The organism is Streptomyces sp. NPDC091287, from assembly GCF_044768525.1.
Taxonomy (GTDB): domain Bacteria; phylum Actinomycetota; class Actinomycetes; order Streptomycetales; family Streptomycetaceae; genus Streptomyces.
Genome location: NZ_JBIVUV010000017.1, coordinates 153,623 through 169,854, shown reverse-complemented (window position 1 = coordinate 169,854; position 16,232 = coordinate 153,623). Strand labels below are relative to the sequence as shown.

The 16,232-nt window shown below is 71.6% G+C and carries 13 protein-coding genes; 8 read left to right on the top strand and 5 right to left on the bottom strand.

Annotation, left to right across the window (positions count from 1 at the left end; all coding sequences use genetic code 11):
- Positions 1-185: 185 nt before the first annotated feature.
- Both ACIQRW_RS27580 and ACIQRW_RS27575 read left to right on the top strand, forming a co-directional pair.
- Positions 186-1,808 (top strand): acyl-CoA synthetase, encoded by a 1,623-nt coding sequence (locus tag ACIQRW_RS27580; protein WP_403765016.1) that lies wholly within the window; start codon positions 186-188, stop codon positions 1,806-1,808.
- A complete protein-coding gene (locus ACIQRW_RS27575) occupies positions 1,798-3,213 on the top strand; it encodes a carboxyl transferase domain-containing protein (RefSeq protein WP_403765014.1) in 1,416 nt (471 codons plus the stop codon). Before ACIQRW_RS27580 ends, ACIQRW_RS27575 begins: the two co-directional genes overlap by 11 nt.
- A 192-nt stretch (positions 3,214-3,405) precedes the next feature.
- On the opposite strand, the gene ACIQRW_RS27570 is transcribed toward ACIQRW_RS27575, so the two are convergent.
- Positions 3,406-4,671 (bottom strand): MFS transporter, encoded by a 1,266-nt coding sequence (locus ACIQRW_RS27570; protein ID WP_403765012.1) that lies wholly within the window; start codon positions 4,669-4,671, stop codon positions 3,406-3,408.
- A 580-nt stretch (positions 4,672-5,251) separates the two neighbouring features.
- Between ACIQRW_RS27570 and ACIQRW_RS27565 the strand changes: the two genes are divergently transcribed.
- The 4 genes from ACIQRW_RS27565 to ACIQRW_RS27550 all read left to right on the top strand — a co-directional run bounded on the left by ACIQRW_RS27565 (position 5,252) and on the right by ACIQRW_RS27550 (position 9,610).
- Positions 5,252-5,746 (top strand): hypothetical protein, encoded by a 495-nt coding sequence (locus ACIQRW_RS27565; RefSeq protein ID WP_361877091.1) that lies wholly within the window; start codon positions 5,252-5,254, stop codon positions 5,744-5,746.
- A gap of 37 nt (positions 5,747-5,783) precedes the next feature.
- Positions 5,784-8,084: a hypothetical protein gene (locus tag ACIQRW_RS27560; RefSeq protein ID WP_403765010.1), complete on the top strand. Its 2,301-nt coding sequence runs from the start codon at positions 5,784-5,786 to the stop codon at positions 8,082-8,084.
- A gap of 63 nt (positions 8,085-8,147) precedes the next feature.
- On the top strand, positions 8,148-8,708 hold the full coding sequence (locus ACIQRW_RS27555; RefSeq protein WP_403765008.1) for a hypothetical protein: 561 nt from the start codon (positions 8,148-8,150) through the stop codon (positions 8,706-8,708).
- A gap of 341 nt (positions 8,709-9,049) precedes the next feature.
- Positions 9,050-9,610 carry a hypothetical protein gene (locus ACIQRW_RS27550; RefSeq protein WP_403765006.1) on the top strand — a complete coding sequence of 187 codons (561 nt, stop codon included), beginning with the start codon at positions 9,050-9,052 and terminating at the stop codon, positions 9,608-9,610.
- 51 nt (positions 9,611-9,661) lie between these two features.
- Here ACIQRW_RS27550 and ACIQRW_RS27545 read toward each other — a convergent pair whose 3' ends face one another.
- Positions 9,662-10,282, bottom strand: a complete 621-nt coding sequence (locus ACIQRW_RS27545) for a TetR/AcrR family transcriptional regulator (RefSeq protein WP_403765004.1) — start codon at positions 10,280-10,282, stop codon at positions 9,662-9,664.
- Between the two features lie 100 nt (positions 10,283-10,382).
- Here ACIQRW_RS27545 and ACIQRW_RS27540 point away from each other — a divergent pair, with 100 nt between their 5' ends.
- Positions 10,383-11,123, top strand: a complete 741-nt coding sequence (locus ACIQRW_RS27540) for an SDR family NAD(P)-dependent oxidoreductase (RefSeq protein WP_403765002.1) — start codon at positions 10,383-10,385, stop codon at positions 11,121-11,123.
- A 146-nt stretch (positions 11,124-11,269) separates the two neighbouring features.
- Entirely contained in the window at positions 11,270-12,313 is a 1,044-nt protein-coding gene (locus ACIQRW_RS27535) for a substrate-binding domain-containing protein (RefSeq protein ID WP_403765000.1), read from the top strand.
- Here the strand turns inward: ACIQRW_RS27535 and ACIQRW_RS27530 are convergent.
- The 3 genes from ACIQRW_RS27530 to ACIQRW_RS27520 are packed head-to-tail and all read right to left on the bottom strand — an operon-like array spanning position 12,297 to position 15,912.
- Entirely contained in the window at positions 12,297-13,007 is a 711-nt protein-coding gene (locus ACIQRW_RS27530) for a sulfite exporter TauE/SafE family protein (RefSeq protein ID WP_403764999.1), read from the bottom strand. The two genes, ACIQRW_RS27535 and ACIQRW_RS27530, sit on opposite strands and share 17 nt — an antisense overlap.
- On the bottom strand, positions 13,004-14,455 hold the full coding sequence (locus ACIQRW_RS27525; RefSeq protein WP_403764997.1) for an amidohydrolase family protein: 1,452 nt from the start codon (positions 14,453-14,455) through the stop codon (positions 13,004-13,006). The genes ACIQRW_RS27530 and ACIQRW_RS27525 overlap by 4 nt, the downstream gene beginning before the upstream one ends.
- Positions 14,452-15,912, bottom strand: coding sequence for a uracil-xanthine permease family protein (locus ACIQRW_RS27520; protein WP_403764995.1), 1,461 nt, complete (start codon positions 15,910-15,912; stop codon positions 14,452-14,454). Before ACIQRW_RS27520 ends, ACIQRW_RS27525 begins: the two co-directional genes overlap by 4 nt.
- Positions 15,913-16,232: the final 320 nt, after the last annotated feature.

Genomic DNA, 16,232 nt, shown 5'->3' with positions numbered 1-16,232 from the left:
GAGGCTTTTTGCATGCTGGCAACGCAAAATTAATTTGTCAAGGTCGTGTCAAAATTGCGATTGGGTGCTCCGTGCAGCGATGCGGCGGGCAGGACGGGCTGTCCGGAAACCGACCCGGGGTGACGCTGCCCTCATCGGCATCCGGGTCCGGGCGAGGTGCGCCCGGAAGCTCTAGGCTTCCCGGCGTGACCCTCCTCCTTCCCGCGCTCCAGTCCTCCACCGGCCCGGCGGCCTCCCGGGAGGCCGTCCGCTTCGGTGACCTGTCCCTGACCTACGGCCGGCTCGCCGAAGCCGCCGACGCGCTCGCCGCCCGCATCGCGGACGCGGGCCGGGTCGCCGTCTGGGCCACCCCGACGCCGGAGACGGTGATCGCGGTGGTGGCGGCACTGCGGGCCGGAATCCCGGCCGTGCCACTCAACCCCCGTACCGGCGAACGGGAGTTGGCGCACATCCTGGCCGACAGCGATCCCACGGCCGTACTCGCGGGACCGGACGACACACTGCCGCCCGCACTGGAGAAGCTGCGGCGCGTGACCGTGGACGCGCGGGCGGCGGGCGCTCTGGCAAAGGCCACGGCGGGCGGGGCTCTTCCGGCCGAGGAGGACCCCGAGGCCACGGCGGGCGGGGCTCTTCCGGCCGAGGAGGACCCCGAGGCCACGGCGGGCGGGGTCCTTCCGGCCGAGGAGGACCCCGAGTCCCCCGCCCTGATCGTCTACACCTCCGGCACCACCGGCCCGCCCAAGGGTGCCGTGCTGCCCCGGCGGGCCGTCGCCGCGTCCCTGGACGCGCTGGAGGACGCCTGGGGGTGGACCGGCGACGACGTCCTGGTCCACGCGCTGCCGCTGTTCCATGTGCACGGGCTGATCCTGGGCGTCCTCGGCCCGTTGCGGCGCGGCGGCTCCGTCCGCCACCTGGGGAGGTTCTCCCCCGAGGGTGTGACCCGTGAGCTGGCCTCCGGCGGCACCATGCTGTTCGGGGTGCCGACGATGTACCACCGGCTGGCGGAGGTCCTGGACGGCCCGGCGGACGGGAGCGGACCCGGCTCCCCGGCGGACGGGCACGGCTCCCCGGCGGACGGCGGCGGACGGGACGCGTTGGCCGGGGCGCTGGCCGGGGCCCGGCTGCTGGTCTCCGGCTCTGCGGCGCTGCCCGTGCACGACCACGAACGCATCGCGGCGGCGACCGGGCGGCGGGTGATCGAGCGGTACGGGATGACGGAGACCCTGATGAACACGGGGATCCGGGCGGACGGCGCCCCGCGCCCCGGCACGGTGGGCCCGCCGCTCGCCGGGGTGGAGCTGCGCCTGGCGGAGGAGGACGGCACGGTGCTCGGCGAGCCGGGGGCGATCGGCGAGATCCAGGTCCGGGGCCCGAACCTGTTCACCGGCTACCTCAACCGGCCCGACGCCACCGCTGCCGCGCACACGGCGGACGGCTGGTTCCGCACGGGGGACGTCGGCACGGTCGACGAGGACGGCTACGTCACGATCGTCGGGCGCAAGGCCACCGACCTGATCAAGAGCGGTGGCTACAAGATCGGCGCGGGCGAGATCGAGAACGTGCTGCTCGCGCACCCCGGGGTCCGGGAAGCGGCCGTGACCGGCGAGGAGGACCCGGACCTGGGCGAGCGGGTCGTGGCCTGGGTGGTCGCGGCCGACCCCGGCTCCCCGCCCGCCGCCGCTGAGCTGGCGGACCATGTGGCGGCCCAGCTGGCCCCGCACAAGCGCCCGCGCACCGTGCACTACCTGGACGCCCTGCCCCGCAACGACCTGGGCAAGATCATGAAGAGGTCGCTCCGTGCCGGCTGACTCCCCCGCCCGGGCGACGGCCCGGGAGACGATCGCGCTGCTCACCGGCGCGGCGGGCTTCACCGAGCACCGCCCGCCGTCGCACCCCCTGCCGCCGGACGGTCCGCTCGGCTGGGCGGGGTACGACGCGGCGCGGGAGCGGGCCGCGTCACGGACCGGCGAGGAGGAGTCCGTGGTGTACGGCACGGGGGTCGTCGGCGACCGCGCGTGCGTGCTGCTCGCCTTCGAATTCGGTTTCCTGGGCGGCTCGTTGGGCCGGCTGACGGGTGACCGGCTGGCGGCCGCGTACGAGCTGGCCCTGACCCGGCGGCTGCCCCTGCTCGCGCTCGTCGCCACCGGCGGCAGCCGGATGCAGGAGGGCATGGTCGCGCTGACCCAGCTCCAGCGGGTGGCCGCCGCCTCCACCCGGCTGCGTGCGGCCGGGCTCCCGCAGATCGCGGTGGTCCGCGACCCGACGACCGGCGGCGGCTGGGCCACGGTGGGGGCGGGCGCCGATGTGGTGCTGGCACTGCCGGGGGCGCAGGTCGGCTTCGCCGGGTCCCGGGTGCGGCCGGCGGACGCGGATCCTCACGCGTACAGCGCCGAGGGGCAGTTCGCGGCGGGCCAGGTGGACGCGGTCGTCCCGCCCGGCGAGCTGGCCCTCACCGTGACGCACTGGCTGCGCGCGCTCGGCCCGCACACGGTGGCCGACATGCCCCGGCCCGACCCGCACGCGGTGACCGGCGCGCCCCGGGCCGCCGCACCCGACGCGCTCCCCGCCGCCCCGTTGCCCCGCGCACTGTCGGCGGTCCGGCTTCCGGAGACCGGGCGGGAGGCGGTGGCGGCGGCCCGCGATCCGCTGCGGCCGCGCGCCGAGGCCTATCTGGCCGACTACTTCGCCGTACGGCTTCCGCTCCACGGGGACCGGTGCGGCTCCACGGACCCGGGGCTGCTGTGCGGCTTCGGGCTGCGCGCGGACGGGCTGCCCGTCGCGTACGTCGCCCAGTGCGGGACACCGACCCGCCCGGCCGGGTACCGCGCGGCGGCCCGGACCATCCGGCTGGCGGACCGGCTCGGCATCCCCGTCCTCACCCTCATCGACACGCCGGGCGCGGCCAACGACGCCGAGGCGGAACGGGCGGGCGCGGGCGCGGCCATCGCGGACGCCTTCGCGGCCGTCGCGGCGGCCCGGGTGCCGGTGACGACACTGGTGATCGGCGAGGGCGGCTCGGGCGGGGCGCTGGCGCTCGCGGCGCCGGACAACACCCATGTCACGGCGGACAGTTACTTCTCCGTCATCGCCCCGGAACTGGCCGCCGCGATCCTCAAGCGGCCGCCGTCGGAGACCGGCGCCACCGCCGACCAACTGCGGCTGCGCCCGCAGGACCTCCTGGAGCTCGGGTTCGCCCGTTCGATCGTGAGCTGAGCGGGCGGCGCCGCCCGGACCTCGGGGCCGGGGCTACGGGCCGGGGCTACGGGCCGGGGCTACGGCTGCGGGTCGGGGCTACGGGTCGGGGCTACGGGCCGGGGCTACGGGCCGGGGCCGGGGCTGCGGGTCGGGGCTGCGGGTCGGGGCCGGGGCTGCGGGCCGTGGCTACGGCTGCGGGTCGGGCCCGGGCTACGGCTGCGGGTCGTGGGCGTCGTAGCGGGCGAAGGCGCGCCACTTCAGCGCGAGCAGGGCCACGCCGGTCACGCACAGGACGCCGCCGCCGGTGACGGCGACGGCGGGGGTGGCGAGGTCGGCCACCGAGCCCGCCAGGAAATCCCCGAGGCGGGGGCCGCCCGCCACGACGACGATGAAGACGCCCTGGAGCCGGCCGCGCATCTCGTCGGGCACGGCCGCCTGGAGCATCGTGTTGCGGAAGACCATGGAGATGGTGTCCGCGCATCCGGCGAGCGCCAGGAACAGCAGCCCCAGCCAGAGGTTGCGGGTGAGCCCGAAGACGGCGATGGCGACGCCCCAGGAGCCGACGGCCAGCAGGATCGCGAGCCCCTGCCGCCGGATCCGGCCGAGCCAGCCGGAGAACACGCCGCCGAGCAGCGCGCCGAGGGCCGGGGCGGCGACGAGCATGCCGGTGGTCCGGGCGTCACCCCCGTACCAGAGGACGGCGACGACCGGGAAGAGGGCGCGGGGGTGGGCGAGGACCATCGCGCACAGGTCGGTAAAGAAGGTCATCCGCAGGTTCGGCCGGGTCCCGAGGAAACGCAGGCCGTCCACGACGGAGGCCCGCTTACCCGTGCCGCCGTCCTGCCGCTCGGGCAGCATCGAGGGCAGCCGCCACATCGCGTACAGGGAGGCGGTGAAGCAGACGGCGTCCACGGTGTACGCGGAGCGGTAGCCCCACCAGCCGACGATCAGGCCTCCCAGCATCGGCCCCACGAGCATGCCCGTCGTGCTGGTGATGGAGTTCAGCGCGTTGGCGGCGGGCAGTTGGTCGGCCGGGAGCAGCCGGGCGATCATCGAGGAGCGGGCCGGTGCGTTGAGGGCGAAGCAGACGGCCTGGAGGGCGACGACCGCGTACAGCAGCCCGACCCGTTCGATGCCCGCGACCGTCGCCGCCACCAGGACGACGGACAGGAGAAACGACCCGGCGGCGCTGAACAGGCCGAGCTTGCGCCGGTCGACGGTGTCCGCGACGGCCCCGCCGTAGAGCCCGAAAACGACCAGCGGCACGAGCGAGCAGAACCCGATGAGCCCCACGGAGAACGCGGACCCGGTGATGTCGTAGACCTGGAGCGAGACCGCCAGCGACGTCATGCCCTGGCCGATCCAGGAGACGGTGTTCCCGAACCAGAGCCGCCGGTAGTCGGGCGAGAGCCGCAGCGGGGTGAGGTCGGCGAATATGGGGGCGCGGCGGCCTGGCGGTTCGGTCGTTTCGGTCACAGGGGATGTTAGCCGCGCCAGGCGCGGGGCCGCCCGCCTGCCCCGGGGGCTCCCCGCCATCACCTCGCGGTACGGCCGGAGAGCCGCGGGGAACACCCGCTGCACTCCACCATCGTTCCGTCCCAGCCCTGGAGCCGGCACGACCTCGGATTGCACCTGGCGCTCGTCGACCGGCTCGCGGGAGCGGTGCGGCCGCCGCGCAAGGAGGCGGCCCTCCACGTGTGCCCCCGGTCCGGGGTCCTGCCCGCCTCCGCGCCCGGGTCGCCGGGCGTCGCGGCACCTCACGGCGGACGGCCGACGGCCCGGCACCCGGCCGCCTGAAGTCCCTCGAGCCGTTCGCGGGGCCTGCGGGGGGGGGCGTTCCGGCGGGTCCCGCAGGGCTCGAAAGCAGACCAATCACTTGATCCCGGGACATCGGACAGCGCCGGTCCCGAAGTCTCCACGAGATGGTCACAACCACTGTTCGAGTGATCGGGTTCCGCCCCGCTGGGACACCTGCCCGAGTTGCTAGCTTGGCCTGAAGCAAAGGCGCTCATCAACCGCGACGAAAAGCAGCGGACGCACGGGGGAAGGGTTTTCCATGGCATGGGACGAGTGGGAACAGCTGAAGGCGGACGCCGTCCATCGGCAGTCCACCGGGATGCAGTTGAACCAGCTCGACCCCGGGGGCGGCGGCTCGGCGGCCCTGCCCGGGCAGACCGGTGACCTCAAGGTGACCAACGGCGATCTGGTGAAGATCGGCAGCCAGGCACACGGCCTCTACGACGAGCTGTGGGGCAAGGCCCGGGTAGCCGTTCCCAGCAGCGACAAAGCGGCCGGCGACCTGAGCGGCCAGGGCTTCGCTTTGGGCGGCGGGCTCAAGCACGTATCGAAGCGGTGGGACGAGCAGCTGAAGTCGCTCATGGACGCCTGCGCCCATATCGCCAACCACATGCAGGTCACCAAGAAGGTGCACGCCGGCGACGACCACTACATCCAGCGGCAGATGAGCAGCATCGACGCCCTGGACGCCGGGTTCGACGAGCGGGTCGGCGAGCCGGGGAAGAAGAACCCGGCGTACGAGCCGAAGAAGTAGCAGCGCGACCAAGACGTAGAGGGAGAATCGACCACTCATGGATCTCGACGCGCTGCGCTTCGGCAATTTCGCGACGCTCGACGAAGCCGTCTCCGACTGGGGCCTGCTCGTACGCAACCTCGCCCAACTGAAGAAGCAGGCCGAGGACGGGTTGCGCAAGGCCGCCAACTCGGCCGACTGGGCCGGCCTGAACGCCCAGGTCACCAAGGAGTTCGTCGGCAAGACCGCCGGTGAGTTCGCCGACGCCCACACCCAGGCCAACACCATCAGCAAGATCCTCACCGACACCCGCGACGAGTTGCGGCAGCACAAGAAGGACGTCGAGGAGGCCATCAGCCGCGGAGCCAAGAAGAATCTGACCGTCGTCGACAACGGCGGCGGTGGTTTCACCGTCACGATGAACATCCACTCGGACCGAGCGGCGAAGGGCACCTCCGTCCCGGAGCACGACCAGAGCGATGTCACCGCGCTGCGCGACGAAGTGCAGGGGATTCTCAAGAAGGCCACGGAGAGCGACACCTCGGCGAGCAAGGTACTGACCGCGATTGCCAATCAGTCCACGATGGGCTTCTCGGACGCCTCCTACAAGGACCGTGACTCCGCGGTCGAGGCCGTCCAGGCGGCCGAGGACCTCGCCAAGATCGCGGCGAAGAACCCTGAGGACCTCACACCCGCCGACTTCGACAAGATCAACGGCGGTCTGGACAAGTACAAGAACGATCCGCTGTTCGCCGAGCGGTTCGCCACGCAGCTCGGGCCCAAGAAGACGCTCGAATTCTGGCAGGGCATCAACGACCCGGCCGTGAACCCGCACGTGGGCAGCGAACGCCTCGACAAGCTCGACGACCTCCAGCGCAATCTCGGCCTCACGCTCGCCGCCGCCACCCAGAGCGACTCCGCCGACATGACGAGCTGGAAGGGCAACATGATCAAGCTGGGCGAACAGCCCATCGGCCGGGACGGCGGCGGTCCCATGGGCTTCCAGGTCATGAGCAACCTGATGCGGACCGGCGACTACGACGACCAGTTCCTCAAGAGCTACGGCAACAAGCTCATGGAGACGGAACGCAAGCTCACGGGCAACGGCGAACACGAGAACATGGTGTGGCAGCACCGGGGCCCGGACCCGTGGCTCAACCGGATCGGCGGGGACAGCGGCGACGACCCGCTGACCGGCTACCTCAAGGGGCTGTCCAACAGCCCGGACGCGGCGACCGACTTCTTCAACCAGGAGTACGTCTCGAAGGAGGACTCCCCCTTCGAGCGCGATACGGACGGCAACGGCAAGAACGGAAAGATCCCGCTCTCCAACTTCGAGTACCTCTTCGAGGAGCGGGAGTGGCCGCAGGAGACCAACCTCAAGGGCGACGACGACAACACCGGCCGCAACACCCTCGCCCTCGCCCTGGAGGCCGCCACGACCGGGCACCCGGCGGGCGAGTTGCCGACAGTGGACACTCCGGCCCACAACGAGGGCCAGACCAAGCTCTTCGAGTCGCTCGTGGCCTCCGTCTCGGACGACAACGAACGGCTCACCAAGCACAACTACATGACCGACAGCATCGGGCAGATCACCTCGGAGTACCTGCCGGACATCAACCGGGCCATGACGAACGACTCGGACGGCGAAACGGACAAGCTGTTCCCCGTCGCCGGCAGCTCGGCCACGCTCAACCACCGTGATGTCAACGCCCTGTTGCTGACCGTGGGCCAGAACGCCGAGGGGTACGCGGCCGTGGAGGTGGCCAACAAGCTGTACATGGCGAACCTCATGGACTACCACATGAACCCGGATCTGCCGGCCGACAAGGTCTACTCGAAGGACACGGAGTTCGCCGTCCGTGAGATCGCCCACGGTTCGGGCGAGGTGTCCGGCACGCTGGCCATGGGCCGCCAGGAGGAGGTCGCCGGCGAAGCCGAGGAAAAGGACAAGAAATACGAGCAGTCCGTGGCGCAGTGGAAGAACGCCATCTCCGGGGGCATCGGAACGGGAATCGGCGTCGGCACGTCGTTCGTCGCCAGCCCGGTCGGCGGCGCGGTGGCGGGCGGTGTGGCGGAGACGGCGAGCAGCATGGTCCTCGACTCCTTCTTCAAGGACGCTGAGGGGAAGGCCAAGGACAACGCCGGCCCTGTCATGGGCGAACTGTGGGAGAACGGCGTCGAGAAGAACTCGGAATACACCGAGCAAGCCGTAGAGGAAGCGGCGAAGGCGCACGGCCGCGACGACCTGATGGACAACAGCATCGACGAGAAGGCTCGCAGGTCTGCACAGGACGGGTTCCTGGCCGCCGGTACAAGCACCGAGCAGATGAACCCCCATTTGAAGACGGACATCTGACCACATGCCCGGGGACAGCGCCTGTCGCGTCTTCCCCGCCCCAACATCGAAAGGCTTCTCGCGTTGTCTGTCAGCGGAACTCCTCGGCGTCGCCGACTCATCGGCAGAGTCGTCTCCGTGTCAGCCGCCGTCGCTCTCGCCGCCACCTTGTCGGCGTGCTCCGGCGACGAACCGCCCAAGAAGGCGTACACCGTGCCCACCTCCCTGTGCGGGATCACCGTGGACCCCGCACTGGTGAAGGCCGTACTGCCCGGCGGTGACTCCCTCACCACGGCCACCCAGAAACCGAACGGCGGAACAATCCGCTGCAACCTGTCCGTGGACGGCAAGCTGGTCCTCAGCCTCGCGCAGGCCTGGTGGAGTGAGGGGCACACCACGGCGGCGGTCTCGCAGGCGTACCCCGGCACGGACGATGGGACGATGTCCGAAGACGAACGCTTCATTCACACCGGGAAAGCCGGCGTCGGCAAGACCGTCCCTTCCTGCAAGGCTTCGGAGCATCCGGAGCAGGACCTCTACATCACAGTTGAGACCCGCGACTCGGGCGTCGACGACCCGGACGCCATCGAGAAACTGCTCGTCGCCTACACCAAGGCGGTCGAGGGTACAGCCGCTTGCGGGTGACCGCGCCCGGCGCACGGGGGCGCCCGGCCTGATTCCGCCGGACGCCCCCTCAGCAATGTCCGGCCGGCTGCCGCACCAGGGAGTCCCACAGGCCCACGGCGAGGGGTACGCGGCCGTGGAGGTGGCCAATAAGCAGCACATGGCGAACCTCATGGGCTACCACCTGAACCCGGATCGGCCGGCCGGCGAGCGCCACTCGAAGGAGATCCAGTTCTCCCTTGAGCAGGTCGCCCTCCGAACACCAAGCAGATGAACCCCCATGTGAAGACGGACATCTGACCACATGCCCGGAGGCGACGCCCGCCTCGTCCTCCCCGCCCCACATCGAAAGGCTTCTCCCGTTGTCTGCCCATGGATCTCTCCGACGTCACCGGTTCATCGGCAGGGTCGTCTCCCTGTCGGCCGTCGTCGCCCTCGCCTCCACTTTGTCCGCGTGCTCCGGCGACGACCCGCCCAAGAAGGCGTACACCGTGCCCACCTCGCTGTGCGGGATCACCGTGGACCCCGCACTGGTGAAGGCCGTACTGCCCGGCGGCGACTCCCTCACCTCGGCCATCCAGAAGCCGAACGGCGGAACGGTCCGCTGCAACCTGTCCGTGGACGGCAAGCTGGTCCTCAGCCTCGCCCAGGCCTGGTGGACTCACGGGCAGACCACGGCAACGGTCTCGCAGGGATACTCCAACACGGACGACGGGACCCTGTCGGAAGACGAACGCTTCGTCTACACCGGGAAAGCCGGCGTCGGCAAGACCGTCTCTTCCTGCAAGGTGTCGGAACAGCCGGAGCAGGACCTCTACATCGCAGTTGAGACCCGCGACTCGGGCGTCGACGACCCGGACGCCATCGAGAAACTGCTCGTCGCCTACACCAAGGCGGTCGAAGGGTCAGCCGCCTGCGGGTGACCCCTCCCCGCGCACAAGGGGGCGTCCGGCCCTGATGCGGCCGGGCGCCCCTCAGTGCTGTCCGGCCGACTGCCGCACCAGGGAGTCCCACAGGGCCACGGCATAGTCCACGGTGGAGCGGAGCCGCTCCAAGGGCACGCCGTCCCGGGCCTCTATCGACAGCCCGTGCAGGATGGTCGCGTAGAAGGCGGCGATCGCGCGGACATCTGCCCCCGGCCCCAACTCGCCCTCCACCACGGCCCGCTCCAGCCGCTTCTCCAGCTCCGCGACCGCAGTCCGCCGCCACTGGGCCAGGTGCTCGGCGACTTGCTTGTTCTGGTGCGAGCAGTTCGTGGCCGACAGCACGATCATGCAGCCGCTCGGGGTCTCCGAATCGGTGAAGGTGTCGATGTTGCCGCGCAGCATGGCCTCCACCGCGGCCCGCGCCGTCGGCGCCTCGCGCAGCGCGCGGGTGGTCGCCGAGCCTGCGGTGCGGTCGTAGAGCGCGACGGCCTCGCGGAACAACTGCTCTTTCGAGCCGAAGGTGTTGTACAGGCTGGCGGAGTTGATACCCATGGCGGCGGTCAGGTCCGTGAGCTTCGTGCCCTCGTAACCGAGCTCCCAGAACGTCACCATCGCGCGCCGCAGCGCCGCGGCCCGGTCGAACGCGCGCGGTCGGCCTCTTTCGGCCATGTCTGCCTCCTCGGGGATGGGTTGACCCCTGGCCATCCTGCCTGTTTAGTATTTCTGGATCGTTCGACCTAGAAATCAATCTTAGCGTGAATGGAGCGGGATGCCTCAGCTTGCGGGCAAGGTGGCACTGGTGACCGGGGGAAGCCGAGGCATCGGTGCCGCGACCGCCCTCCGACTGGCGGAGGAGGGCGCGGACGTCGCCCTGACGTACGTGAGCGCGGCCGACAAGGCCCGGGAGGTCGTCAAGGCGATCGAGGCGCTCGGACGCAAGGGCCTGGCCATCCGGGCCGACAGCGCTGACCCGGCGGCCGTCGTCCGGTCCGTCGAGCAGACCGCGGCCGAGCTCGGCCGGCTCGACATTCTGGTGAACAACGCCGGCGTCTTCCCCTACGGCCCGATCGAGGGCGTGACGCTGGAGGAGATCGACCGCACGCTGGCCGTCCACGTGCGCGCCGTCTTCCTGGCCACCCAGGCGGCCCTCCCCCACATGGGACACGGCGGCCGCGTCATCAGCATCGGCAGTTGCTGGGCCAACCGCGTGCCGGTCCCGGACGTGACGCTGTACGCCATGAGCAAGTCGGCGCTGATCGGCTTCACCAAGGGCCTGGCCCACGACGTGGCGTCCAAGGGGATCACCGCGAACATCGTGGACCCCGGACCCACCGTCACCGACATGAACCCGGACGGCACGGACGAGGCCGAGGAGGAGCGGCTGAGGACCGCGGCGAAGGTGCTGGGCGCGGCGGCCGACACCGCGAAGGCCGTGGCCTTCCTCGCCGGTCCGGACGCCCAGTGGATCACCGGCACCTCACTGGCGGTCGACGGTGGCTACACCGCCTGAGCGCGACGGGACCGGCGGACAGCGGCGTAACGGTGGCGGAACCGTCCGGGTCGGCCCGCCGGCCGTTCCGCTGCCGGACGCCGCTCGATGAGGCCGGTGGGCGAAGATGGGGTGCCCCGTCCTCAGCCCGCAAGGAGTGCCCGTCGATGCCAACCTCCGGTCCCGGCTCGCGGCCACCGACGATCGCCGATGTCGCGCGGCTCGCCGAGGTGTCGCGTACGACGGTCTCCCACGCCCTCAACGGGATCGGCAAGGTCGATCCGCGGACCAGGGAACGCATCAAGCGGGTCGCCGCCGAGCTCGGCTACCGGCCCAATCTGCGGGCCCAGCGGCTGCGCCGGGGGGAGGCGAAGGCCATCGCGCTCGCCTCCTCGATGCCGTTCGCGGTGGCCGGTGGGCCGTCGCGGCTCGGGTTCTACATGGAGATCGCCGCCGCCGCCGCGGAGAGCGCGTTGCTGCACGGCTACGCGCTGGTGCTCGTCCCGCCCGTGCAGTCGGGGTCCGCGCTGTACTCCGTTGACATCGACGGCGCGATCGTCGTCGAGCCGGACGTGAACGACGCCGCCGCGGCGCAGTTGAGGGAGCGAGGGCTGCCTTACGTGTCGCTCGGCCGGCCGGTGTCGCCGGATGACACGTCGCCGTACGTCGATCTGCGCGGCGGGCCGGTCGCCGAGTTGCTGTTCGCGCATCTGCGCGAGCAGGGTGCCCGGCGGCCCGCGCTGATCGTCGGCTCCGGATCACGCCACTCGTCGGTCGACGCGCTCGCCGCGTACGAGCGGGTCGCCGAGCGGTACGGCTGGCAGCCCGTCGTGGCGAGCGCCCCGGAGGCGGGCGGCGAGCAGGCCGGGTACGAGAGCTGTGCCGCCCTGCTGGCCGAGCACCCCACCACCGACGCGGTCTGCGCCCTGGTGGACGCGTTCGCGGTGGGCGCGGTGCGGGCGATCCGGGACAGCGGGCGGACCGTGCCGGGCGACGTCATGGTCGTCACCCGCTACGACGGGCTGCGTGCGCGCACCTGCGAGCCGCCGCTGACCGCCGTGGACCTTCATCTGGACCGTGCGGCGGCCGCCGCGGTGGAGCTGCTGCTCGGCCGGCTGCGCGGTGAGGGCGCCGCCGCCACGGTGGCGACGGCGCCCGAGCCACGGGTCGTTCCGCGTGCCTCGTCGCTGCGGGTCACAGCCCGAGCATGAGCACAAGACCGGAGACCAGGGCGAAGACGAGGACGCACAGCCGCATGCGGCGCGCGTCCAGCCGGTGGTGCACCAGCCGACTCAGCCACGCGCCCACGGCGATCACCGGCAGCAGCGCCGCCGCGAGACCCAGGTGTCCGGGCTCGCCCTCCCCGGTCGCGAACAGCAGGCCCAGCGAGGCCACTTCCCCGACGAGGAAGCAGGCGGCGACGGTCGAGCGCAGTTCCGCGGGCGGCCGGTGCTGGTAGACGAGCGCGAGCGGAGGGCCGCCGACGCCGGTCGCGGTCTCCGTGAGTCCGGTCACCACGCCCGCCCCGAGGTAGGCCGCCCGGCCGGGGGTGAAGGCGGGGGCGACCAGGCTCACCACCGCGGCCAGCACGGTGGCGATGCCGACGAACAGGCCGATGCTGCGGTCCGGGATGAGCCAGAGCAGCGCGAGCCCGGCGGGCGTGGCGGCCAGCCGGGCCGCGGTGATCCAGCCCGCGCCGCGCAGGTCGATCGAGGCACGTTCGCGCCAGGCGACGTACAGGTTGAGCGGGATCATGGCCGCCAGGACGAACACCGGGAGCAGACCCGGGTCGAGCATCCCGGCCACGGGCGCGACGATCAGGGCGAAACCAAGACCGCTGCTGCCCTGGACGAACGCGGCGACGGCCACCGTGACGGCGAGGACCGCGAGTGCTTCCGTACTCACCGTGCGGTGCCCCCCTGCCGTGCCACCGTGGCTGCGGTGCTCCCCTGTCGTGCCGCCGTGGACGTGGGGTGAACCCGCGTGATGGGCGCCTTCTCGACCGCGGTACGGGCCAGTTCGGCCGCCTGCCGCACGAAGGCGGGGCCGTCCCAGCCGGTGGGCAGACCGCGCCACAGCCGTAGGTCTCCGGCGACGAACACGGCGGTGATCTGGTCGCGGTTGCCCCGGCGTACCAGCTCCCACGGCACGTCCCGGGAGAGCGCCAGCTCCGGGGTGGTGATGTCGACGAGGAGGAAGTCGGCGGCCAGCCCCTCGGCGACCGTGCCGGTGCGGGCACCGAGGCCGACCGCGTCGGCGCCGCCCGCGGTGGCGTGTTCGAGCCAGGTCCAGCCGGCGCCGCACGACGAGTCCCCGGTGGCCAGCCCGTAGGCGATCCGCTGGGCGAACTCGGCCGCGTCCGCGAGCCGGAACCCGTCGCCGCGGGTGCCGTCCGTGCCGAGCCCGAAGCGGATGCCGCGTTCGGCCATGGCGGTGGCCGGGGCGACGGCGTTGCCCTTCCAGGCGCTGGCCACCGGGTTGTAGCTGATGGCGGTCCCGGTGTCGGCGAGCAGGGTCAGTTCGCGGGGGGTGAGCAAGGTGGCGTGGGCGGCGAGCAGTTGAGGGCCGAGCGCGCCGATCCTGTGGAGGTGTTCGAGCGGGCGCAGTCCGTGCCGTACGAGGGAGCGTTCGACACCGGCCAGGTGCTCGTTGACGTGGATCTGCACGATCGCGCCGGCGTCCGCGGCGAGACGTGCGGTGCGGTGAAGGGTCGACGAGGTGGCCGCTTCGGGGATCGAGACGGCGAGGGAGGCGTGGATCAGCGGATCGCCGTCGTACCGGGCGAGGTGCTTCTCGGCGCTTTCGAGGACGGCGGTGGTGGTGGTCGCGGCGTCCTCGGCGGCGGTCGCGGCGTCGCCGGCGACGTCGTTGCACACGAGGCCGAGTACGCAGCGGATTCCGGCGTCACGAGCGGCCGACGCGACGATGTCGACGTCCACATCGGCACGCGTACCGGCGTCGGTGACGGTGGTGAAGCCGCCGCGCAGGGCCTCCAACGCCGCCAGTTTGGCCGCGGCATAGGCCGATTCCTCGTCCAGCGCCCCTTCCAGCGGAACCCAGACCCTGCGGAAGATCTCCGACGGCTCACCGAAGGCGAGCGCGGAGCCGAAGCTCTGGGTCAGATGGTGGTGGGTGTCGACGAAGCCGGGCATCAGGAGATGGCCGGGCAGCGTGACGGCGTCGAGGTGCGGGTGCGTACGCGCCAGTTCCCCGGCGGGTCCGACGGCGCGGAAGGAGCCGTCGGCGACGACGACCGCGTAGCCGCCGACGGTCCCTTCCGGCAGCAGCACGGCATCGGGTACGAGGAGGAGCGGGCCGGAGGAGTCGAGGTGGTCGCGGGTGAGCTGGGTCATCGGTCGCTTTCCGTGCGTGAGGTGGTCAGCCGGGCGGCGACGCGCGGCCTGACGTGGTGGAACAGGATGTTGAGTACGGCGGCGACGAACGCGCCGACGGCGACGCCGCTTTCGAGGAGGATGCGGACGTTCGGCGGGAAGCCGGCGTACACGCCGGGGATGAGGATCGGCAACAGGCCCAGCGCGAGGGCGACGGCGCAGATGAAGGTGGAGGTGTGCTGGTCGAGGTCGGAACGGCCGAGCATCTGCACGCCGAGCACGGTGATCACCGCGAAGACGACCATCGCCGTGCCACCGACCACGGCCGACGGGACGACACTGATCGCGCGGGTCACCGGCGCGAGGAACCCGATGACGATGAGGACCACACCGGCGGCGGCGGTCACGTAGCGGCTGCGGACGCCGGTGACCCGGACGATCCCGATGTTCTCGCCGCTGGTCACCATCAGCGGCAGCCCGAAGAACCCGCCGAAGAGGGAGGTCAGCGCGTCACCCCGGACGGTCTTGGGGACGTCGGTGCGGGTGTCGATCTCCTTGCCGACGGCCTCGGCGTTGATGACGGTCTGGCCGGTGGCCTCCGCCATGGAGGCGAGGCTGTAGAGCATCAGCGGCAGCGCGGCGATCAGGCTGAACTGGGGCGAGCCGAACGGCATCAGCTCCGGCACGCTGACCAGACCGCCTTCGGCGGCGCTACCGAGGTCGATGCTGCCGAGGAGCCCGGCCAGCACCGTACCGGCGACCAGTCCGAGCATGACGGCGAGTTGCCGCAGGATGCCGGTGAACAGCAGATAGAAGACGACGGTGAATCCGATCGTCGCCATGCCGAGCCCGAGGTTCGTCGGGTCCGCGAACCCCGGCTCGCCGGGCCGGCCGGTGACGAGGACCGCCCCGACCTTCACCAGGTTGACGCCGACGATGACGATCATGGTGCCGATGACCAGGGCCGGGAAGAACCTGAGCAGCCGCGAGAAGACCGGCAGGACGACGAAGTAGAAGGCCGCGGTGAGAATGACCGCGCCGGTGGCGGTGCGCAGACCGTGCTGCTCGGCGATGGCGATGAACAGGATGAGCGGCGCGCCGCCGGGCAGCATCACGAACGGCAGCCGGGGACCGAACTTCCACGGCCCGAGCGACTGGATCAGCGACCCGACGCCGGAGAGCACGAACGCCGCGGAGAGCAGGTTGATGGTCAGGCCGGCGTCGAGCCGGAGGGTGGCGCTCATCAGGAAGATCGCCGAGATGGGGGTGGCGGCCATGACGAGGACGTGCTGAATCCCGAAGAGGACGATCCGCCCCAGGGGGCGCGACTCGTCGACGGGGTGCACAGGTGGGGGCCCAGCTGGGTGGGGGGCGTCGAGCGCGGTGCCGGGCACAGCTGGGTGCGCGGCTTCGTGGGTGACCGGCTCCGGCGTCGGGGGTTGTTCAGCTCCGGGTGCGGGCTGGCGATGACTGGACACGTCGGTGCTCCAATTCGGGCGTGAGGAACGCTCGGACATCAGCCGCGATCCGGCCCCGAACGGAGGGCCAAATCGATTTGGCCAAATCGATTTGGCCGTCAGTATGGGGAGGCCTCGCGACCGTCGTCAAGAGCCGTGCCCCGGGATACAGCCGCTGGGACACGGCCCCGGGGTGCGGGGCGCTCGGGGGGGCGGCGGGCGGGAGTAAGGCCTGCGATATGCGCGCGTACGGCAGATGTGCGTAAGGCAGACGCGCGTACGGCGCACGGTAGGCAGCAGACAGCAGGCAGCGGGCAGGCAACAGGCCACAGGCCACAGGC